19 protein-coding genes are annotated in these 21,285 nt (G+C 42.6%); 3 read left to right on the forward strand and 16 right to left on the reverse strand.

Going from position 1 to position 21,285, the window contains the following annotated elements:
* Window positions 1-86: 86 nt before the first annotated feature.
* From ACDD58_RS01145 to ACDD58_RS01190, 10 genes are all read right to left on the reverse strand, one after another.
* Complete coding sequence (locus ACDD58_RS01145) at window positions 87-1,718, reverse strand: glucosyltransferase domain-containing protein (protein ID WP_370775177.1); 1,632 nt, start codon at window positions 1,716-1,718, stop codon at window positions 87-89.
* Between the two features lie 4 nt (window positions 1,719-1,722).
* The gene (gene rfbD / locus ACDD58_RS01150) at window positions 1,723-2,607 is read right to left on the reverse strand and encodes a dTDP-4-dehydrorhamnose reductase (RefSeq protein ID WP_370775179.1); all 885 of its coding nucleotides are present in this window, start codon (window positions 2,605-2,607) and stop codon (window positions 1,723-1,725) included.
* A gap of 35 nt (window positions 2,608-2,642) precedes the next feature.
* Window positions 2,643-2,906 carry an HPr family phosphocarrier protein gene (locus ACDD58_RS01155; RefSeq protein ID WP_118209362.1) on the reverse strand — a complete coding sequence of 88 codons (264 nt, stop codon included), beginning with the start codon at window positions 2,904-2,906 and terminating at the stop codon, window positions 2,643-2,645.
* Between the two features lie 71 nt (window positions 2,907-2,977).
* A complete protein-coding gene (gene glmM, locus ACDD58_RS01160; RefSeq protein ID WP_370775181.1) occupies window positions 2,978-4,327 on the reverse strand; it encodes a phosphoglucosamine mutase in 1,350 nt (449 codons plus the stop codon).
* A gap of 27 nt (window positions 4,328-4,354) precedes the next feature.
* Window positions 4,355-5,674: a YbbR-like domain-containing protein gene (locus ACDD58_RS01165; RefSeq protein WP_370775184.1), complete on the reverse strand. Its 1,320-nt coding sequence runs from the start codon at window positions 5,672-5,674 to the stop codon at window positions 4,355-4,357.
* The gene (gene cdaA, locus ACDD58_RS01170; protein WP_370775751.1) at window positions 5,640-6,545 is read right to left on the reverse strand and encodes a diadenylate cyclase CdaA; all 906 of its coding nucleotides are present in this window, start codon (window positions 6,543-6,545) and stop codon (window positions 5,640-5,642) included. Before cdaA ends, ACDD58_RS01165 begins: the two co-directional genes overlap by 35 nt.
* Window positions 6,546-6,584: 39 nt before the next feature.
* Window positions 6,585-7,583, reverse strand: a complete 999-nt coding sequence (locus ACDD58_RS01175) for a hypothetical protein (protein WP_370775186.1) — start codon at window positions 7,581-7,583, stop codon at window positions 6,585-6,587.
* Between the two features lie 55 nt (window positions 7,584-7,638).
* Complete coding sequence (locus ACDD58_RS01180) at window positions 7,639-8,064, reverse strand: hypothetical protein (RefSeq protein ID WP_117920374.1); 426 nt, start codon at window positions 8,062-8,064, stop codon at window positions 7,639-7,641.
* An 83-nt stretch (window positions 8,065-8,147) separates the two neighbouring features.
* Window positions 8,148-8,546 (reverse strand): flagellar protein, encoded by a 399-nt coding sequence (locus ACDD58_RS01185; protein WP_186899896.1) that lies wholly within the window; start codon window positions 8,544-8,546, stop codon window positions 8,148-8,150.
* A gap of 33 nt (window positions 8,547-8,579) precedes the next feature.
* A complete protein-coding gene (locus ACDD58_RS01190; protein ID WP_186899897.1) occupies window positions 8,580-9,326 on the reverse strand; it encodes a ComF family protein in 747 nt (248 codons plus the stop codon).
* Window positions 9,327-9,524: 198 nt separating this feature from the next.
* Here ACDD58_RS01190 and ACDD58_RS01195 point away from each other — a divergent pair, with 198 nt between their 5' ends.
* From ACDD58_RS01195 to ACDD58_RS01205, 3 genes are read left to right on the forward strand one after another with little or no spacing between them, the layout of a single operon-like run.
* Window positions 9,525-10,589 (forward strand): ABC transporter substrate-binding protein, encoded by a 1,065-nt coding sequence (locus ACDD58_RS01195; protein WP_370775190.1) that lies wholly within the window; start codon window positions 9,525-9,527, stop codon window positions 10,587-10,589.
* 26 nt (window positions 10,590-10,615) lie between these two features.
* Complete coding sequence (locus ACDD58_RS01200) at window positions 10,616-11,563, forward strand: ABC transporter permease (protein WP_117920366.1); 948 nt, start codon at window positions 10,616-10,618, stop codon at window positions 11,561-11,563.
* Between the two features lies 1 nt (window position 11,564).
* Window positions 11,565-12,359, forward strand: a complete 795-nt coding sequence (locus tag ACDD58_RS01205; protein ID WP_186899915.1) for an ABC transporter ATP-binding protein — start codon at window positions 11,565-11,567, stop codon at window positions 12,357-12,359.
* Between the two features lie 115 nt (window positions 12,360-12,474).
* Here the strand turns inward: ACDD58_RS01205 and ACDD58_RS01210 are convergent, their stop codons facing one another.
* The 6 genes from ACDD58_RS01210 to uvrA all read right to left on the reverse strand — a co-directional run bounded on the left by ACDD58_RS01210 (window position 12,475) and on the right by uvrA (window position 21,284).
* Complete coding sequence (locus tag ACDD58_RS01210) at window positions 12,475-14,688, reverse strand: ATP-dependent RecD-like DNA helicase (protein ID WP_370775192.1); 2,214 nt, start codon at window positions 14,686-14,688, stop codon at window positions 12,475-12,477.
* A 147-nt stretch (window positions 14,689-14,835) separates the two neighbouring features.
* A complete protein-coding gene (locus ACDD58_RS01215; RefSeq protein ID WP_117920360.1) occupies window positions 14,836-15,189 on the reverse strand; it encodes a hypothetical protein in 354 nt (117 codons plus the stop codon).
* Window positions 15,190-15,223: 34 nt separating this feature from the next.
* A complete protein-coding gene (locus tag ACDD58_RS01220; RefSeq protein ID WP_370775195.1) occupies window positions 15,224-16,042 on the reverse strand; it encodes a flagellar hook-basal body protein in 819 nt (272 codons plus the stop codon).
* 20 nt (window positions 16,043-16,062) lie between these two features.
* A complete protein-coding gene (locus ACDD58_RS01225; protein WP_370775198.1) occupies window positions 16,063-16,857 on the reverse strand; it encodes a flagellar hook-basal body protein in 795 nt (264 codons plus the stop codon).
* Window positions 16,858-16,956: 99 nt separating this feature from the next.
* Window positions 16,957-17,952: a rod shape-determining protein gene (locus ACDD58_RS01230; RefSeq protein WP_117920356.1), complete on the reverse strand. Its 996-nt coding sequence runs from the start codon at window positions 17,950-17,952 to the stop codon at window positions 16,957-16,959.
* Window positions 17,953-18,419: 467 nt separating this feature from the next.
* Window positions 18,420-21,284 carry an excinuclease ABC subunit UvrA gene (uvrA, locus tag ACDD58_RS01235; protein WP_370775201.1) on the reverse strand — a complete coding sequence of 955 codons (2,865 nt, stop codon included), beginning with the start codon at window positions 21,282-21,284 and terminating at the stop codon, window positions 18,420-18,422.
* Window position 21,285 lies beyond the last annotated feature (1 nt).

A 21,285-nucleotide genomic window follows, 5' to 3' on the forward strand; every position in this document is an offset into this window, starting at 1 on the left:
CAAAATCTCTCGTCATTTTACCATACTTTTATTATCTGTACAAGTAACTACCACCAGCAGGTATCTATCCTGCCGGCAGACTGTCTCTACCACCAGTCCACTGCCGGGCGTTCCGTAATTTCGGACAATTTTACGATCACCATATCGTCCTCCATGCGAATTGCCCCATCCGCCGGAAATACCGGCATATCTTCCGATAATGCCGCAGCTTTATTTTCCATATCCAAAGAATAGCCATCATCCAGATGTACTCCGTTATGTGCCTCTAAAAATCCGGTGATCCGGTGTGTTGCACCTGCCGGATGCTCTTTGGTATAATCCCATTCAAAAAATGACCAGCCATACATTTCGGTGCGACGGTTCCAGCCATTTAACTGTGGCTCACGGTATCCGATAAATATCACCTTTTTATCCACAGGATCTGCATCCACTTTGGAGCTCTCCCTTTTTAAGGCATCTGCAATCTGATCTGCAAGCAGTGCATCCTGTTCATATCTTACCTGATCTGCATTATGCATTCTGAAATTATAGCAGATCTGCCCGCCTGCAGTCACAATGACAAGCAGTACTACAGCATTGCTTATCATTTGCAGCTTATGACGCACTTTTCTGTCCTGTTCTGCTTTTTCTGATTGTGCCACAGAAGCCTGCCGCTCTTTCAGGGTCATCACACCAAACATTGCCAGAAATGCCGCCGCAACCGGAAGTGCTAACTGCGTTCTTGTTACCAGCATTGCACCGGCATATATTGTCATTAAAAATGGCGTAATAAGCATAAAAAGCATTCCTGCTGTAAATATTCCAAAACCGGTGCGGCCTATTTCTGCCTTTTTGTTCCATACAGCCCATATTGCAAAGAATGCAGGCAATATACCGATCACGTAAAACGAAAAATTTCTTGGCCCGACTGTAAGAAGCTGGTTTTTTACAACACGAAGAACATTCTTTATACACTCAGCGACCGGCAGGATTCCCCAGTTGCTCTGTCCTTCCATATAGTCACCAGCCGCCATGAACCAGATATCTGCGATCATTTTGTATATCAGATAAGCAACTCCAAAGTGAACTGCCAGAAAAACGATGCGCAGCCCCCATTTTTTTCTTTTTCCATTGACCTGCCAGAAGATCAATAAGAAAAACATGGTGCAGACTGTGATATAATAAGCTGCCAGTGCCTGATAAGTTCCAAGTGCTATTACAAGAAATACCACAGACAGCACTGTTTTACACAGATTTTTTGCACTTCTGTTTTCTTTATATTCCTCTAGAAAACAGATATCACACATCCAGAATCCCGTAACTGCCACCAGGAGCATTGCCAGTGCGATCTCCGCCTGCTGCATGGAAAAATAAAACTGAAAACTCCATATATTTGATGTCATATAAAGCAGGGTAAATATCCAATAAGGTTTTTCATCCTTTTTCCCGGAAAAATAATAACAGCCATATGTCAGCACGTTACCACCAAGGATAAAAAACAAAAGCATCAGAATACCGCTCTTTACCGCTTTGTGTACCCCAAGACCAAGAATCCGTTTTAAAAGAACCAACCCGAACCTTCCAATGGTAAGCCATCCTAATGTAGATCCGGGATGATTGATCAGTTCCTCCGTATCGATCCTGATATTCGTATTAAACGCCTGATATCCAAAGCAGACCAGTGCTGCAATTACAGACAGCAAAATCAGCCGGTAATGTTTTTTGATATATTCTGTCATTGTATTATTCCAGTGTTTTCATATATTCATCAAGTGCAGCCTGCCAGTCAGCCATTTTGTAGCCATCTGTCAGTTTCATCATATAGTTCTCAAGGATCGAGTATGCAGGTCTGTTCGCAGAAGCCGGATTCATTTTAGCATACTGTTCACTTGTGACATGGTTAACTTTTGTTGTTTTCCCTGCACGTTTGAAGATTGCTTCCGCAAAAGCCGCCCAGTTCGTATCGCCCTCACAGGTTGCATGAAATGTACCGTAATTTTCTGTCGGTTCAAAATGATGTATTGCTCTTGCAAGTTCCACCGCACTTGTCGGAGAACCCTGCTGATCGCATACTACGCTGACTTCATCGTGTGACTCCGCAAGACGAAGCATTGTCTTGACAAAATTTTTCCCATCTCCATAGAGCCACGCTGTACGGAAAATGAAATATCTGTCTGCAAATTCACGGACAAATTTTTCTCCCTCTGCTTTTGTCTTTCCATAAGCACTGACCGGATGGATCTCATCAAACTCCGTATACGGTCTTGTTCCATTTCCTTCAAATACATAATCTGTGGAAACGTGAATCATTTTTGCTCCGGCTTCTCTTGCTGCAATACTTAAATTTCTCGGTCCGATCGCATTGATCCGGTATGCAGCATCCCACTGCTGTTCACAAGCATCCACATTGGTATGTGCTGCACAGTTTATAATAACATCCGGTTTTTCTGTACGAACCAGCCGAAGGACTGCATTCACATCTGTAATGTCAAGTGCTACGATACCTTCACCTTCAGCAACATCTGTATTGATAAAGGAAACATCTTCATCTTTATACTCCTGTCGGATTGCACGTCCTAACTGTCCGTTACATCCTGTCACTAATATCTTCTTCATTTTTTTCTCCATTATTGTACTTTTTTATGAAAATAATATTTGGGAGGCTACTCACCCAGCCCATTTTCAATCGCTGTCACAATTGCAGTAAGCGCTTCCTTTTCGTCTTCACCTTCGCAGACAAGTTCTATCTCATCCCCGGACTTGATACATGCACCAAGCACGCTCAATACACTCTTTGCATTTGCTGTATTCTCTCTGTACCGAAATGTCACATGAGATTTAAACTGCATAGCCTCCTTGCATAAAATTCCAGCCGGTCTCAAATGAAGCCCCGTTGGATTCTTGATCGTTACTTTCTGACTTACCATAGTAAATCCCTCCAGACTGTTTATTTTATCACTGCAATTTTTTCTGCAGCCGCTTTGATTTCATACAGATCTTAAAGCATGATCTTTGTGATCAGGTCTGCTAATTTTTTTGCTTCCTCATCGATCACGTGCTGATCTTTTCCCTCGATCATTACACGGACAAGCGGTTCTGTACCGGATGGACGGATCAGCACTCTTCCTTCTCCATTAAATTTCTGCTCTAATTTTGCAACGGCATCCGCGATCTCCTGATAATCCATGAAATTATCTTTTTTATGGTTTGGCACCTTTGCATTTACAAGTGCCTGCGGCAATACTTCCATGACAGATGCAAGTTCTGATAATGGCTTTTTCGTTTTTACCATAACTTCAAGCAGATGAAGTGCGGAAAGCAGTCCGTCTCCCGTTGTATTATCATCGAGGAAGATAACATGTCCTGACTGTTCGCCTCCGATATTATATCCATGTTCTCTCATATTTTCAAGGACGTATCTGTCACCAACCTTTGTCTTTTCCACATGAATGCCTTCACGCTCTCCCATCAATGAAAAACCAAGATTTGTCATTACAGTGACAACGATCGTATTCTTTTTTAAGGTACCTTTCTGTTTCATATAATTACCGCAGATCGCCATGATCTGATCTCCATCGACCAGTTCGCCCCTTTCGTCCACAGCAAGCATACGGTCTGCATCCCCATCGAATGCAATACCAACGGCGGCATTTTCATAAACTACTCTGGCTTTTAATTCGTCCATATGCGTCGAACCACAGTTTGCATTGATATTGGTTCCATCCGGTTCTGTATGGATCGCCACCAGATCAGCTCCAAGATCTTTCAATGTTTTCACGGATGTATAATGGGCAGCTCCCTCTGCGCAGTCAACCACGATCTTCATGCCTGTCAGATCAACAGGAACACATTTTTTCATGAACTCTACATATTCATTCCGCAAATCAAAACGGTAATCAATCTTACCCACTCCGGAACCGATCGGCAGATTAACATCTTTCATATTATTGCGGATCAGTGCTTCAATCTCATCTTCAAGCTCATCAGAAAGTTTATATCCCTCACCGTTAAAAAACTTGATTCCATTAAATTCCATCGGGTTATGAGACGCAGAGATAACAACTCCGGCATCCACTTTATGTTTTCTTGTCAGATATGCAATTGCAGGTGTCGGCATTACCCCAACAAAAATAGCATTCGCTCCAACGGAACAGATTCCTGCCATCAGTGCACTCGCAAGCATTCCTCCTGAAATTCTCGTATCACAGCCAACAATAATAGTTGCCTGATGTTCCTGCTCTTTCGTAAGCACATAAGCTCCCGCCTGTCCAAGTTTTGTTGCAAGCTCGATCGTAAGTTCTGATCCTGCTACTCCACGCACACCATCTGTGCCAAACATTCTTGCCATTGTATTTCCTCCAGTTATCATTTTCTTTTATTCTGTTTTAGAAGCATTCTTCTTGCTGCTTTCTGTTGCTTTTGTTTCAGTTTCCGTATTTTCGGCAGTAATATCAACCGGTATCCGTACGGTTTTCACCTGATAAAGTTCATTATCAACATCTATATCTGCAGCAACCTTATGTTCACCATTTCCATATCCCTGCAGATTGACAGTACCTGTAATATCATCTGCTGACAACTTTTTAATATCACTTTCAGCTCCGGTGATCTCAACCTCGATCGTTTCTTCTGTAATCTTTGCCTTTGCCTCATCCGGAATGTTTTCAAGAGTAAATGCCGATGCATCCACCTCAAACGTCTTTGTTGTGATCGGTTCTACTTTTACCTTCACTTCCACTTTTGCATCTGCTGCAAGTACAAGTGAAGTTCCATCCGGAAGATAAGATGTAATATCCACAGTTGTCTCAACGTCTTCCGTCGCACCGCTCATATCTAATACCTCATCCGGTATCGTGATCTTAGTCACCTTGTTAAGTACATCTGTCTCTCCTTTGATCCGGACTTTTTTCGGGCTGTAGGTAATTCCTTTTAACGTATACCCGGATGCCACATTTCCTTTTGTCTGGAACGAAAGATCTACATCTTTTGTATTTAATATCTGTGCCGTGATCGTAACGGTATTGATATTCATTTTTAACTTTGAGGCATCAATCTCATTGCCATCCGCATCATATAAAACCGGTACCACCGTATCCGTCACATCCGATGACATTCCATCAACATTGATCGTTGCAACCACCGTACTGATCTGGCTTGTAACAGAAGACGGTCCTGATATTTTCAAAAGATTCGATGTTACGATTGAAACATCTCCGAGTGCACAGCCGTTCATGACCGTACCCTCCGTGTTTGCAGTAATCTTTTTCTGTACATTTCCAAGGTCTTCCACTGTTACATCCAGATACTGCTGTTTGGATGAAATGGTAACCGTATTACTGTTATATTTACTGCACGTAATTGTAATCGGAACACGGCAAATGCCGTCCCCTTCCACATATTCAATCTTTTCCATATCTGCAACAGCGGTAAAATCCGTGTTGGATAGCTTTTCCAGAATACTTCGTTTTGCAGATGCCGTAAACGTAACTGTATTTTTTCCACCAAGTGTCTCGGAATACTTTCCATTTGAAGTAAGATAATCCATATTATCCTGCGTCACACTGATCGTATACTGTGCGGGTTTGACCGGATCATCAATATTGACCACCACAATCCACAAAGCGATCGCAAATAATAAAGCCAGTACTTTGAGGCCAAGATTATTCGTCAGTTTTTTTGCGAGATTCTTTAACATCCTTAAGCCTCCTTCTCCATGATTCAATTTTGCTTACTTTCTTTTCACGCCGCTGTATGTATGCAAGTTTATTTTTTAAGAACTCTGCATCCACATTGCGGTACAATTCACCACCCATGGCAATGGAAACTTTTCCTGTTTCCTCTGAAACAACGATCGTAAGTGAATCACTTACTTCACTGATTCCGACTGCTGCACGATGCCTTGTTCCAAGATCCTTGCTGATACTTAAGGAATCTGTAAGCGGCAGATAACAGGTTGCAGAAACCACTCTGTCTCCCCGCACGATCACTGCACCGTCATGAAGCGGCGTATTTTTTTCAAAAATATTGATGAGAAGCTGACTTGTCAGTATTCCATCCACCGCAATTCCTGTTCTTTCATACTCTGACAGGACAATTTCATCTTCAATAACGATCAGTGCACCTGTTTTGACCTTTCCCATCTCATAGCATGCCTTTACCAGTTCATTGATCGTTTTATCTGTAAATTTTGCAATTTCCCCTTTTGAAAAATCAAACGCGAAAAAAGAAGTAAGGAAGTTCTTCTGTCCAAGATTTTCCAGTGCCTTTCTGATCTCCGGCTGAAAAATAATAACTATGGCAGTAATAGCGACGCTTAATGTGTTCTTTGCGATCCAGATGATCGTATTCATCTGAAATACAGCCGCAACCAGAACAAACAGCAGTATTACCATAATACCTTTTAACAGTACCCATGCTCTTGTATTTTTGATCCACACAAGCATATAATAAAACAGAAATGTTATGATAAGAATTTCCACAATATCTGTCATTGTAATCTTTGGTAAATTTAAATAAATAGACGCTTTTTCCCAAAATGCGCCCATGGTCGCCATCGCATTCTGCACCTGCTTCACTTTCCTTTCCGCTATCTGTATTTAAAACAACTAATCCAGCAGATCTTCGTCAATCTCCATTTCTTCTGCGAAACGCTTTTTTGTCATACGGTCCTGCTCTTCTTTTCCGCCGAATCTGGTCACTTTTTTATCCGTACCTGCAACAATCGCTTTTGGCACAGCTTTTACATAATAATAATATTCATCATCTTCAAACTGAAGTCTCTCTGTCCTTGAATAATCCAGATTAAAAAATAAGAACTGGATCACAAACGCAATCACACAGGAAATAATACTTCCCACCAGGATTGTAACCGTTTTCCCGCTGATTCCAAGTACCATATCCCCTGCAATCATGCCAACTGCCTCGAACAGAATACCAAAAATAATTGCGACCGCCCATGCATGTTCAATGGACATTCTACGTATAATGTAAACGATGACAAGAGTAACTACCATAATTGCAAGTACAAGATACATTTCCCTATTGCCCAGAAGCTGATTTAATGCAACAACAATCTTTGACGTTGCTGCTTCCTTCTCATCCACTCCACCAAGTGTTGTCTCATTCTGCTTTACACCATTTAAGAAGAAGTAGAGAATGATTCCACAGACCATTGAAAACATGGAATATAATTCCCGTAAAAGTCCCATACCAACCGGCATCACAAACGGAATATTTAATCCGAAACAGATCGGTGTCAAAAACACTCCATATTCGTTTTTTGGAGAAAAACGAAAGTACAGAATGTAGATCAGAATAAACAAGATAAGTGCTACAATACATACTTCCAGAGAAAGTGCATACATATCCGCAAGAATCAGCACAGAACCAATAAAGACAATTCCTCCGACTGGAAGAATCGAACAGATAAGTGCCAGGATCAGCGCGATTGGTGTACTGCTGATTTTTTCCATGTAGCCGATATTATGATTTATCATTAAAAATGCTGTGAGTGCAACAGCAAATTTTATAACCGGTGTAATGTATATATCATATTTTCCATAAAAACGCGTTAACTTTTCTTTTAATTCCAATAAGGTTGTCATACTAATCTCCATTCCTGCATGCGAAAACTCTCATTTTCCACATTACTTTCTGTTGTCATTCCCAGTCTTTGTTTCCGTTTGATTTCAACCGTTCTTCCCGCAGATACATTGCATTGATCTTTTTTAAACCTGCATAGTATTTTTTTACCTTTTTCCTGCCATAAGTATATTTCACATTAAAAATAATATATGTAGCCAGAAGATAAATTACCATAAAAACTCCATATAATATTCCCAACGTAATGGCAGATTGTATAAGATCCATATTATTGATCTGCTTCATCAGTGTTTCCATGGAATAGAGTACCCATAGTCCTAACATTATAAAAAAGGCAATCGTGCCGATCACAAAACTTTTTAAAAGCTGTAATGCCACATAATCTTTCCTTGCATACTGGATCATTGGTTTGCAGCTTTTTCCATCGTTTGCATCAAATTTTGCTATTTTTATCATACTGTGCAGTCGTTGTTCATTGACCATGCTGCGTTTCCTTTCTCATACCAGGCTGTATTTTATATCACATGATAATAAAGCAGGACCACCTGTCAGGCCCTGCTCTCTTCTTATAAGAAACGCATTCTGTTTCCGTCGCGCTCTTTTTTCGGTGGTTCTATAGGCTTTGGTTTTTCGATCGAGTTTGCGAATGAATCTGCCATTGCAGCTTTACACTTTTCACAAAAACGTCCTGTCCGAATCGGTCTGCCGCAGTGTTCACAGGTAATCCCATCAAGTGATGCTTCTGACAGTGAAAGTCTCTCTTCCCTGATCCATTGCTTGATCTGTTTCACCGACACATCATTATCCTCGGAAACCTGATTCACAGAAGCATCCGGATGATCATCAAGATACTGTTTTACTTTCTGAAACTTTTCTTCCAGTTTCTTTCTGCAGGCATCGCATAACGGTGCGCCCCCCATATAGTTAAATAAACGTCCACAACCTTTGCAATTTTTTACTTCCATACTGGCATGACCTCCTGTCATTCTGTCAATCTGTCAATACCCTTCTCCGATACTAATACAGATATAATATATTTTTTTCACACCTGACTCTTTCAGGGTTTTTGATATTTCGTCCATCGTACTTCCTGTTGTATATATATCATCCACAAGTACGACTTTCTTATATTTTACTATATCTGATGTCAATTGGAAAGCATTTTTTAAATTACTGCGTCTCTGTAAATCATTTAACTCTTTCTGGGGTGTTGTATTTCTCACTCTTTTTATCAGATGCCTCTCAACAGGAATCCCCGTCTTTCTCCCAAGTGCCTGCGCAAATACTTCGGCCTGATTGTATCCACGCAGTCGTTTTTTCCGTGGAAACATAGGAACCGGAATCAACACCTCTGCCTCTGTCCGCTTCAGCCATGTCCCATACTTTTCTATTGCAGCATCCGCATAAAACTCTGCATATTCTCTTTTATTTCCATATTTAAAGCGGTACATTGAATTTCTTATACCACCCTCATAAACAAACACTGCCTTTCCCTGTGTATACACATGCTTCTTTTTCCCACAATCCGGACAAAACTCTTCCCGCTCATCCACAAGTGGTTTTCCGCATTTTTTGCATGCAGGTTCTCCTGCCACATGTACTTTGTTTTTACATGACGAACAGATTCCATTTCCTGCCGCATCGATTTCATCACAGATTGCACACCTTCGGGGGTAAAGGATTTCAAGTATCTGAAATATTATTTTTCTTCCATATGAGGAAATTCCATTTTTTCCGGTTTTCATAAGATCCTTTCCCGATCTCTCCTTGCAAAGGATATCATTTTTACATCATATATACCATAAAGTTTTTCTTAATTTTTTCTTACTATACAGATAAACGAATACACAATACTGAATAATAATAGTTGACGAAAACGATTCAGGTCTTTATAATTTGTTTATTAAAAGCGATAACACTTTAAAGTCCTAAAGGAGGATTCTATGAAAAACTACAGGAAAATTTTATCTGTCGTAATGACAGCAGCCATGGCTGCTTCACTTGCAGCATGCGGAAACAGCACAACAAACACAGGCAGTACAACAAATGCATCATCTTCCGATGCAGCACAGACATCTGATGCAGCAGCCACCGAAAGCGCTGCTGGCACCTCTTCCGATGGTAAAAAATACACGATCGGTATCTGCCAGCAGTTAGAGCACCCGGCTCTCGATCAGGCAACACAGGGATTCGAAGACGCTCTGACCGAATTACTCGGCGCTGACAATGTTACCTTTGATCTGCAGAATGCACAGGGCGAGCAGGCAAACTGCGCAACCATCAATAACGGGTTCGTATCTAACAACTATGATCTGATCATGGCAAATGCAACAACTGCACTGCAGTGTGCAGCATCAGCGACCAGCACGATCCCTGTTATCGGAACTTCTGTCACAGACTATGCAACTGCACTTGATATTGACAACTGGACAGGTTCCACCGGAACAAACGTATCCGGAACAGCAGATCTTGCCCCGATCGACCAGCAGGAAGACATGCTTGTCGAATTATTCCCGGATGCCAAAAATGTCGGTATTCTTTACTGCTCCGCAGAACCGAACTCCGCTTATCAGGCAGCAGAGTTTGAAAAAGCCCTCGATGAGGACAATATTTCCTATAAAGAATACACTGTATCGGATTCCAACGACATTGCTTCTGTCGTACAGAGTGCCGTCAGTGACTGTGATGTCCTCTATATTCCGACTGACAATACCATGGCAGGCAATACTGAATCCATCAACAATATCGCACTTCCGGCAGGTGTTCCGATCATTGCCGGTGAGGAAGGTATCTGCTCCGGCTGTGGTGTAGCCACCCTTTCCATCAGCTACTATGACATCGGATATGCTGCAGGTAAAATGGCATACGATGTTTTAGTAAACGACGCTGATATCTCTACCATGGATGTACAGTATGCAGAAAATGTTACAAAAGAGTACAATGCTGATATCTGTTCACAGCTTGGCATCACTGTTCCGGATGACTATACAGCCATCGCTGCTGAATAAAAATATTTTTGATAAGGGGTTTTCCTATGACAATACTTATGTCTTTAGACCCGATGGCTCTCTTCCGCTCCATGCCCGGCGCATTCGCGCAGGGGCTGGTCTGGGGGCTGATGGCACTGGGTGTATATATTACATACAGACTTTTGGATTTTGCTGACCTTACCGTAGACGGTTCTCTTGCCACCGGCGGTGCCGTTGCCGTAATGCTGATCCGCTCCGGCATGCACCCGTGGGCAGCACTTATTTTTGCATTTTTAGCAGGCATGGCAGCCGGATTTATTACCGGAATCCTGCACACTGCACTCGGAATTCCCGGAATCCTTGCCAGTATTCTGACACAGATCTCCCTCTATTCCATTAACTTAAATATTATGGGAAGTTCCAATCAGGCTGTCAGTGTTGACAAGTATCCGTTAGTTGTTTCCCTGCGGTATATTTCGGATTCTTCTTCCACAAAAATCCGTTTATTTATCACCTGTGTCCTGTTCTGTGTTGCAGTCGTAGCACTTTTATACTGGTATTTCGGGACAGAACAGGGACATGCGATCCGTGCAACCGGATGTAACCGCCAGATGGCGCGTGCACAGGGTATCAATACCGATTTCCATACTGTCGTTGCGCTGATGATCTCAAATGGTCTCGTCGGTCTGTGCGGTGGTCTTTACGCACAATATCAGGGAGCTGCAGACGTCAACATGGGACGTGGTGCCATTGTAATCGGACTTGCCGCTGTCATCATCGGTGAGGTCCTCTTTGGAAAATTATGTGCTGGAAAGCATCTAGCATTTGCGTATACCATGTTTTCTGTAATCGGTGGAGCGATCATCTACTATATTGTAATGAATATCGTATTGTGGCTGAAACTTCCGTCTGATGACTTAAAACTGTTTTCCGCCATCGTCGTGGCGATTTTCCTTGCATTCCCGTATCTCAAGTCCAAATACGGCAGGAAAGGGGTGTCTGTCAATGGCTGAAATGTTAAAACTTGATAATATCCATAAAACTTTTAATCCAGGAACCATCAATGAAAAAGTTGCACTAAACGGTGTCAACCTGACCTTAGAGGAAGGTGATTTCGTCACTGTCATCGGAGGAAATGGTGCCGGTAAATCAACTACGTTAAACGCAGTTGCCGGTGTATGGCCGATCGATTCCGGTAAAATATATATCGGAGGCGATGACGTTACTAAGTTATCCGAACACAAACGTGCCAAATATCTCGGACGTGTATTTCAGGACCCAATGACCGGAACCGCAACCACTATGTCAATTGAAGAAAACATGGCAATTGCAGCAAGACGTGGAGAAAAACGCGGGCTCTCCTGGGGTATCACCCATCAGGAACGTGACACTTACCGGGAGCTGCTCAAAACCTTAGATCTCGGACTTGAAGACCGTCTCACCAGCAAAGTCGGTCTGCTTTCCGGTGGACAGCGTCAGGCGATCACACTTTTAATGGCTTCGATCAAAAAGCCAAAACTTTTACTGTTAGATGAACACACTGCTGCACTTGACCCAAAAACTGCCGCAAAAGTGCTTGAGATTTCCGATAAGATTATCTCAGAAAATCATCTGACCGCCATGATGGTCACACACAATATGAAGGATGCCATCGTACATGGCAATCGTCTGATCATGATGCATGAGGGAAAAGTGATTTTAAATATCTCCGGGGAAGAAAAAAAGAAACTGACTGTCGAGGATCTTCTCCATCAGTTTGAGAAAGTCAGCGGCGAAGAATTTGCCAATGATAAAGCGTTGCTTTCATAGCAACCGCTTACATGCTCCGCATGTATTTATGTAATGAAGCAAAAAGCTGCCATACAATATGACCGGTGTTAAAAACTTTTCATCGGCTGCTAATTGTATGGCAGCTTTTTATTATTTAATTTTCTTTTAAGCGGTCGCAGAGTCCGCTATACCGCTTCTGCTGCGAGGTATTCTGAATCATCTGCTGAAAAGTCACTTCATTGCCGACTAATGTCACACACTTTCTCGCACGCGTGACCGCAGTATACAAAAGATTCCGGTTCATCAGCATCATAGGACCACTGAGCAGAGGAATAACAACTGCAGGATACTCACTTCCCTGCGATTTATGTATCGTGATCGCATAGGCAAGCTCAAGTTCATCCAATAGCTTATAAGGATACTCCACCATTCTTCCCTCGTCAAATTCAATGATCATCTGCTCTGCAAAATCATTGATCTGTCTTATGATCCCCATATCTCCATTGAAAATTCCAAGACCTTTATCCACAGTCAGACCATATTTTGTACGAATTTCCCACGCCAGCTGATAGTTATTCTTCGTCTGCATAACTTTATCCCCTTCGCGGAACACTGTACTGCCATACTCTTTCTCTACCTTATCATTTGCCGGTGGATTCATATAACGCTGCAAAATTCCATTCAGACGCTCTACTCCCAGCAAGCCTTTGCGCATCGGCGTCAGGACCTGGATATCATACGGCGTGGCATCTACGAATTTAGGTAGCTTCTGTTTGATCAGCTGCAAAATCACATTGATGATCACATCCGCATCATATCTTTTTAAGAAAAAGAAATCCATGCTCTTATTGTCTAGCACCACTTCTTCTCCATGGTTGATCTTATGCGCATTGACAATAATATCACTGGTGGATGCCTGTCGGAAAATCTTTGTCAGCATGACCACATTGCAGGCATGTGACTGAATGATATCACGGAGCACACTGCCTGGTCCGACACTCGGAAGCTGGTTGACATCCCCGACAAGGATCAGCCTTGTCCCAACGGAAATTGCCTTAAGCAATGAGCACATCAGAGAAATATCCACCATCGACATCTCATCTACAATGATCACATCTGCTTCCAGCGGATTGCTCTCATCCCTTTCAAATCCTCCGCTTCCTTCAGCTCCTCCATTCAACTCCAACATACGGTGAACTGTCCGTGCTTCAAATCCGGTCGTCTCGCTCATACGTTTTGCAGCGCGCCCGGTCGGAGCAGCCAAATAGATTTCAAGTCCCTCCAGTTCAAAATAACGGATGATTGTGTTGATCGTTGTCGTCTTTCCGGTTCCCGGTCCTCCCGTGATCACAAGCAGTCCGTTACGCACTGCCTCTTTGACTGCAGTTACCTGATGTTCATCCAGCGTCATTCCGCTTTTCTTTTCAATTCCCCGGATTCGCTGTTCTATCTCCATATCAGATACATCATAGCTTACATTGAGACGTTTCAACATGGCTGCTGTGTTTGCTTCCATGTAATAAAAGGATGCAGCATAGATCTGCGTCTGATCTTCCATCTGCTTTAATATGATTTTCCGCTCAATCGCCAGATCCATATACTGTTTTTCCACCTGTTCCGCCGTAACATTCAATAATTTAGCTGCACGCGGTGTCAGCTCCGTTTCAGGCAGATAAGTATGTCCCTCCCCACTTGCCTGAAGCAGTGTATAGAGTATTCCACTGCGCACACGGAAATCCGAATCCATGCGTATCCCGACTCTTGCTGCAATCTCATCCGCTGTCCTGAATCCGACTCCATCAATATCATCTGCCAGGCGGTATGGATTTTCCCGGATAATACTGTAAATATCCTGTCCATATGCCTGATATACTTTAACCGCAAGGTTCATTGTGATTCCATATTGCTGCAAAAAGATCATCGCCTGACGCAGATCCCTTTTTTCATTCACCTGACTGGCAATCTCCATTGCTTTCCGGCTACTGATTCCTTTGATCTCCGCAAGACGTTCCGGCTCTTCCTCTATGATCCGGAAAGTATCCTCCTTAAAACGTCTGACGATCCTCGCAGCCATGGCAAGTCCGATTCCTTTGATCGCCCCGGAACCAAGATACCTCTCGATTGCCTCTTCATCCTCCGGTGCTTTCTCCTCAAAACTTGCCACCTTAAACTGCTGTCCATAGGTCGGATGCTCTGTATACTCTCCCTGTGCCTCAATATTTTCTCCTTCTGCAATCGCAGAAAATACCCCTACGCAGGTGATCTCATCTTCTCCGCTTACCAGATTTAAGACGGTATAACCATTATCCGCATTTCGATATATAATGTGTTCCACATATCCTGCAAGACTTTCCACTTTTTTCTCCATTCCAGTAACTAATTTAAAAAATGCAGTCTAACGGGATTCTGAAGCAGAGATTCATTTTCCCATTAAAACTGCACTGATTTATGTACTTATCTGCACACCTTACTTCGCTGCGCCGATTTTACAAAACTGTATTTTATCTGCGCGCCTTTATTCAATATTATAATTACGTTTCATCTGCTCATAGAGCTGTTGTGTAAAACTGGTTCCAACTTCATCCACAACCTGATCAGCAACTTGTTCGATCACATTATCCATATAATAATCAGTCATCGTTGATGTAGAAGAATCCTCTTCATCATCATCCATCAGGCTCTCCTTGATCTCTTTTAAAACCTCTTCCACAAAATATGATTCAAAATCTTTGCATACCTGCATCAGTTCATCCTCGGAAGTATCCGAAGAAATACTGTTTAAGGAGTTCTGCAGAGAGTTTGCCTGATTTGCAGCTGCCGTATTCTTACTTGTATCGATCAATGATGAAATGCTGTCCATGGAAATCATATCATTTTTCCTTTCCTATATCCGCTGTCTGTCCTTAGCGTTTCAGATTATTTGCCTGCTCAAGCATCTCATCTGATGTCGTGATTGCCTTGGAATTAAGCTGATATGCACGCTGTGCGATGATCAGGTTTACCATTTCATCTGCAACCTGAACATTCGACCCCTCTAAATAATTCTGTAAAACCTTACTCTTAGTAAGATTTGCCGTCGTAGACTCATTCATGGCATTCCCGGATGCCGGTGTCACCGCAAGAAGATTCGTTCCTACCTTTTCAAGTCCACTTGGGTTGTTAAACTGGAACAACCCGATAGTCTGATTCATATCTACATAATTACCGGCAGCATTGGTATATCCAATTTTTCCATTTTCGCTGACGATCACTTTTTCTGCACTGATACCTGCCGGAAGATTGATCGGCTGGTTATTGGAATCTAAAACAGGATAGCCCTCATTTGTGCAGAGAGTCAATGTATTACCTGCATTTACAGACCATACAAAATCACCGGCTCTGGTATAGTAAGTCTTTCCATCTGCTCCGCGCACTGCAAAAAATCCATCTCCACTGATTGCAAAGTCAGTAGCATTCTCACTTGCCATCAGTGATCCCTGTGTATAAATGGAGGTGTTAGATGCCACCCTGGTACCGAGTCCAACCTGTGCAGAAATCGGTTTTTCCTCTCCATTTACACTGGTTGTTCTTGTCTGAATGGTTTGATAGAGCAAAGATTTAAACTCCATCTTCTCCTGTTTATATCCAACTGTATTAACATTTGAAAGGTTGTTTGAAATATTATCCACATTTGACTGCTGTGCAATCATACCGGTTGCCGCAGTATAAAGAGCTCTCATCATAATTCCGGTTTACCTCCTGCTTATACCCTTCCTACCTGATTTACCGCTTTATCGAGTGTTTCATCCACAGCATTGATCACCTTTTGTCCTGCCTGGAAAGCTCTCGATATCGTGATCATATTAACCATCTCCGAAACAACATTGATATTGGATGATTCGATACATCCCTGTGTTACTTTCGCAGTAGACGCCTGACGAACCCCACCATTTACCAGATCATACATATTCTCGCCATACTTCGCCAGATAATTATAATCTTCTATATCTACAACACCGATCGTTCCGACCTGCTGGTTGTTCTGAAAAATATTTCCCTTTTCATCAACGGTGATCGGTAAATTCGGATCTACCTGAATACGTGCTCCTGCATCTGCATTCATTGCGCCGTTCTGGTTTAACACATAATCGCCATCTTTCGTGACAAGATAACCTGCTGTATTTACCACAAAAGCTCCATCTCTGCTGTACTTCACAGATGTATTTCCAGCTTTATCTGTATAAGCGATCGCAAAAAAACCATCGCCATCCAGGGCAAAATCTGTGGAATTATCGGTTACCCGGAAATTTCCCTGACTGTAATCTGTATAAGTCTCTCCTATGTGTACCCCCATGCTCATGGTTCCAAGTTTTTGTGGCATACCATAATAGGAAGTATCCTTAATCTTGATTGCAAGTTCATCTGCAAATGTCTGGTTGGTAGCTCCTTCTTTCTTATAACCATTGGTATCTGCATTTGCAAGGTTATTGGAAAGAATATCCAGACGGTTCTGTTCATTGATCATTCCTGTATACGCTGTATACAATCCTTTTACCATGTAAACTCTCCATTTCTGCACAGCTTTTGTTCTTTTTATCACATCTTCCGTGCACAAAGCATATCTTCCATTTATTGTATCGGCAAATCTTTCATAAAATTAATCATCATCACGTTTTCCGGCTAAAAACTCTACGAATTTTCCGGTACCGATCGCAACGCATGTCATTGGTTCATCTGCAGTCATCGTATTGATTCCCGTGCGATCCTCAATCAATTCCTCTAAACCTCTGAGCAGTGATCCACCACCTGTCAGCACGATACCACGATCTGCAACATCTGCTGCAAGTTCCGGTGGTGTTTTTTCAAGTACGGAATGTACGGCTTCCACGATCTGAAGCGTCGGTTCTCTGAGTGCCTCTTCTGTCTCCTCTGAGGAAACTGTTACCGTTTTCGGAAGTCCTGTCACAAGATTACGTCCACGCACATCCATCGTCTCAGCCTGTGCCTGTGGAAAACAGCTTCCGATGCGGATCTTGATATCCTCTGCGGTACGCTCACCGATCAGAAGATTGTGTTTTTTACGCATATAACGAACGATCGCCTCATCAAAATCATCTCCGGCGATCTTGATGGAAGTGCTGACAACCGAACCTCCCAGGGAAATAACTGCAATATCTGCTGTTCCTCCTCCGATATCTACGATCATATTTCCACATGGTCTTGAAATATCAATACCCGCTCCGATTGCAGCAGCGATCGGCTCCTCAATGATCGCAACCTCTCTTGCTCCTGCCTGATAGGTTGCATCCTCAACAGCCTTTTTTTCAACCTCTGTAACACCGCTTGGCACACATACACTGATACGTGGCTTGCGGAATGTTTTTTTACCAAGTGCTTTCTGTATAAAGTACTTGATCATCTTCTCTGTAACCTGATAATCTGAAATAACACCCTGACGAAGTGGTCTGACTGCTACGATATTGCCCGGTGTTCTTCCAAGCATCAGTCTTGCTTCCTCTCCGATTGCTTTTATCTTATTTGTATCACGATCAAAAGCCACAACTGACGGCTCCTTTAATACAACACCTTTTCCTTTGATATAAACTAATATACTGGCAGTACCGAGATCGATACCAATATCTGTACTCATCATTTTAAATACTTGCCCCTTTCGTCTCTCTGTTCCTAAAATCTATGGGTAATATTCCCATGTCCTCCCGGACACAGAAATGCCATTAAACCTATTTTTACATATACAGTCCTATTATATACAAAAAATGGGATTTTTCAAAGGTTTTTTTATGGCAGGACTGCATTTTTAAAAAAAATAAGAAAATCTTCATTCTTTTTTATTTATTTTGTTTATTTTTCATTTTATCATCACATTTTCATCACATTTTTATTTTATATTCTAAGAGTACTAGCTAATAAGTCCGATACAAACGGACCCAACCGTCAGTAAGTCTGACGGGCAGTATAATTTTTCATAACTCATGCTTCCCGGTTTTCCGCAAGGGATTCCGGGGAGTACTCCCCGAATGTAATAAGGCGCTGCAGTTGCAGCGCCTCTTTTGATGCAGTCAATCCTGCTTTCTTTATATTTTTACAGTTCTTACATACTTAAGATTCCTGACAGTTCTCCCTGTTTTTCTCAAGATATTTTTTCACATAATATCCCGTATAGGATCCCGGCACTTCTGCAACTTCTTCCGGTGTTCCCTGCGCGATCACGGTTCCGCCACCGTCTCCGCCTTCCGGTCCCATATCGATAATATAATCTGCCGTCTTTATCACGTCTAAATTATGCTCGATCACGATCACAGTGTTTCCACCATCCGAAAGTCTTCGCAGGATCTCGATCAGCTTATGGACATCTGCAAAATGGAGTCCTGTTGTCGGCTCATCGAGAATGTAAATCGTCTTGCCTGTGCTTCGCTTCGACAGTTCCGTTGCCAGTTTGATTCTTTGTGCCTCTCCACCGGAAAGTTCCGTTGATGGCTGTCCAAGTTTGACATACGACAGTCCCACATCATAGAGTGTCTGGATCTTTCTTGCGATTGCAGGTACATTTTCAAAGAATTTCAAAGCCTCTTCTACTGTCATGTCAAGCACATCATAGATGCTCTTACCTTTATATTTTACTTCTAGTGTATCACGGTTATAACGCTTTCCACCACAAACCTCACACGGAACATATACGTCCGGCAGAAAATGCATCTCTATCTTTAAAATTCCATCACCTGAACATGCCTCACAGCGCCCGCCTTTTACATTGAAACTGAATCTTCCCTTCTTATATCCCTTCGCCTTCGCATCCGGTGTTGCAGCAAAAAGATCACGGATCATATCAAATACCCCTGTATACGTCGCAGGATTTGATCGCGGTGTTCTTCCGATCGGGGACTGGTCGATATCGATCACTTTGTCTAACTGTTCAATGCCAAGGATATCATCATGTTTGCCCGGAATACATCTTGCACGGTTTAAGTCTCTTGCCAGTCTTTTATATAATATTTCATTGGTGAGAGAACTCTTTCCCGAACCAGAAACACCTGTAATACAGGTCATGATACCAAGCGGAATCTTCACATCGATATTTTTAAGGTTATTCTCCCTCGCACCTTTTATTGTCAGAAATCCGGTCGGCTTTCTGCGCTCTGACGGAACCGGAATCTTAATTCTGCCGCTTAAATAAGCACCTGTCACAGAATTTTTATTTTTCATGATTTCTTCTGCAGTTCCGCACGCTACCACTTGTCCACCGTGCGCACCTGCACCGGGGCCGATATCCACTATATAATCCGCAGCAAGCATCGTATCCTCATCATGCTCTACAACGATCAGTGTATTTCCAAGATCTTTCAAATTCTTTAATGCACCAAGCAGCTTATCATTGTCTCTCTGGTGCAGACCAATAGACGGCTCATCTAAAATATAAGCCACACCCACAAGACCGGAGCCGATCTGAGTTGCCAGCCGGATACGCTGTGCCTCTCCACCGGAAAGCGTTCCAGTAGCACGGGACAGTGACAGATAATCGAGTCCGACTTCATTTAAAAATCCCACCCGCGCACGGATTTCTTTTAAGATCTGATCTCCGATCAGATGCTGCTGATGACTTAACTCCATGTCATTCAGAAAACTTCCGAGACTTTTTACGGACATGGATGTAATCTCATAAATATTCTTATCCGCAACTGTAACAGCTAATGATTCTGCTTTCAGACGCTGTCCCTTACATGTTTCACACGGAGTGATACGCATAAACTGCTCATATTCCTGCTTCATGGTATCAGAACCGGTCTCACGGTATTTGCGCTGTACATTCCGGATCAGTCCCTCAAATGCCACATCATAAACACCTTCGCCACGCATTCCCTTATAATGTACCTTTAGTTCTTTGCCGTCTGTTCCATGCAGGATCACGTATTTAATCTCATCCGGATAATCCTGAAACGGTGTCTCCAATGAAAAATGATATTCTTCGGTCAATGCTTTTAACACAGCATACGTAAAACTCGACGGATCTGTACAGGACTGCCATCCCATAACCTGGATTGCCCCCTCCGCAATTGAAAGACGCTTGTCCGGAATCATCAGATCCACATCAAACTCCATTTTATAACCAAGTCCGAAACAGGTCGGACACGCACCAAATGGATTATTAAATGAAAAACTCCGCGGTTCAATCTCTCCGATACTGATACCGCAGTCCGGACAGGAAAAACTCTCCGAGAACTGGATCGGCTCCCCATCGATCACATCCACCGTCATCAGTCCCTTTGACAACTCCAGTACATTTTCAATGGAATCTGACAAACGCTTCTCAATACCCGGTTTTACCATCAGACGGTCTACCACGATCTCGATATTATGCTTTTTATTCTTATCGAGTTTAATCTCCTCGGTCAGCTCATACATACTGCCATCTACGATCACACGCACATAACCGCTGCGCTTTGCCTGTTCTAACAGCTTCTGGTGTTCTCCTTTTCTTCCCCGTACCACCGGTGCTAAAAGCTGGATCTTAGTACGCTCCGGAAGTGTCATGATCTGATCGACCATCTGGTCAACTGTCTGTTTTTTAATCTCCCTGCCACACTTTGGGCAATGTGGGATACCGACCCTTGCATACAACAGACGAAAATAATCGTAAATCTCCGTAACAGTTCCAACGGTAGATCTTGGATTACGATTCGTTGATTTCTGGTCGATGGAGATTGCCGGAGACAATCCTTCAATTTTCTCTACATTTGGCTTTTCCATCTGTCCTAAGAACTGTCTTGCATAAGAGGAAAGTGACTCCATATACCGTCTCTGTCCCTCCGCATATATTGTATCAAACGCAAGCGATGATTTTCCGGAACCGGAAAGTCCGGTCAGCACGACAAATTCATCTCTTGGAATATCTACATCAATATTTTTCAGATTATGCTCATTTGCGCCTCTGATCTTAATGTATTTTCTTTCACTTGTTTTTTTCATG

The organism is Roseburia sp. (genome assembly GCF_041325975.1).
Taxonomy (GTDB): Bacteria; Bacillota; Clostridia; order Lachnospirales; family Lachnospiraceae; genus Roseburia; species Roseburia rectibacter.

Coding starts and splice junctions, on each gene's coding strand:
- uvrA (WP_370775201.1), bottom strand. CDS start 21,284: ATGAAAAAAACAAGTGAAAGAAAATACATTAAGATCAGAGGCGCAAAT.
- ACDD58_RS01165 (WP_370775184.1), bottom strand. CDS start 5,674: ATGTTAAAGAATCTCGCAAAAAAACTGACGAATAATCTTGGCCTCAAA.
- ACDD58_RS01220 (WP_370775195.1), bottom strand. CDS start 16,042: ATGATGAGAGCTCTTTATACTGCGGCAACCGGTATGATTGCACAGCAG.
- ACDD58_RS01205 (WP_186899915.1), top strand. CDS start 11,565: ATGTTAAAACTTGATAATATCCATAAAACTTTTAATCCAGGAACCATC.
- ACDD58_RS01180 (WP_117920374.1), bottom strand. CDS start 8,064: ATGGTCAATGAACAACGACTGCACAGTATGATAAAAATAGCAAAATTT.
- ACDD58_RS01200 (WP_117920366.1), top strand. CDS start 10,616: ATGACAATACTTATGTCTTTAGACCCGATGGCTCTCTTCCGCTCCATG.
- ACDD58_RS01230 (WP_117920356.1), bottom strand. CDS start 17,952: ATGATGAGTACAGATATTGGTATCGATCTCGGTACTGCCAGTATATTA.
- ACDD58_RS01225 (WP_370775198.1), bottom strand. CDS start 16,857: ATGGTAAAAGGATTGTATACAGCGTATACAGGAATGATCAATGAACAG.
- rfbD (WP_370775179.1), bottom strand. CDS start 2,607: ATGGAGAAAAAAATGAAGAAGATATTAGTGACAGGATGTAACGGACAG.
- ACDD58_RS01155 (WP_118209362.1), bottom strand. CDS start 2,906: ATGGTAAGTCAGAAAGTAACGATCAAGAATCCAACGGGGCTTCATTTG.
- ACDD58_RS01185 (WP_186899896.1), bottom strand. CDS start 8,546: ATGGAAGTAAAAAATTGCAAAGGTTGTGGACGTTTATTTAACTATATG.
- ACDD58_RS01190 (WP_186899897.1), bottom strand. CDS start 9,326: ATGAAAACCGGAAAAAATGGAATTTCCTCATATGGAAGAAAAATAATA.
- glmM (WP_370775181.1), bottom strand. CDS start 4,327: ATGGCAAGAATGTTTGGCACAGATGGTGTGCGTGGAGTAGCAGGATCA.
- ACDD58_RS01145 (WP_370775177.1), bottom strand. CDS start 1,718: ATGACAGAATATATCAAAAAACATTACCGGCTGATTTTGCTGTCTGTA.
- ACDD58_RS01215 (WP_117920360.1), bottom strand. CDS start 15,189: ATGATTTCCATGGACAGCATTTCATCATTGATCGATACAAGTAAGAAT.
- ACDD58_RS01175 (WP_370775186.1), bottom strand. CDS start 7,583: ATGACAACCTTATTGGAATTAAAAGAAAAGTTAACGCGTTTTTATGGA.
- ACDD58_RS01195 (WP_370775190.1), top strand. CDS start 9,525: ATGAAAAACTACAGGAAAATTTTATCTGTCGTAATGACAGCAGCCATG.
- ACDD58_RS01210 (WP_370775192.1), bottom strand. CDS start 14,688: ATGGAGAAAAAAGTGGAAAGTCTTGCAGGATATGTGGAACACATTATA.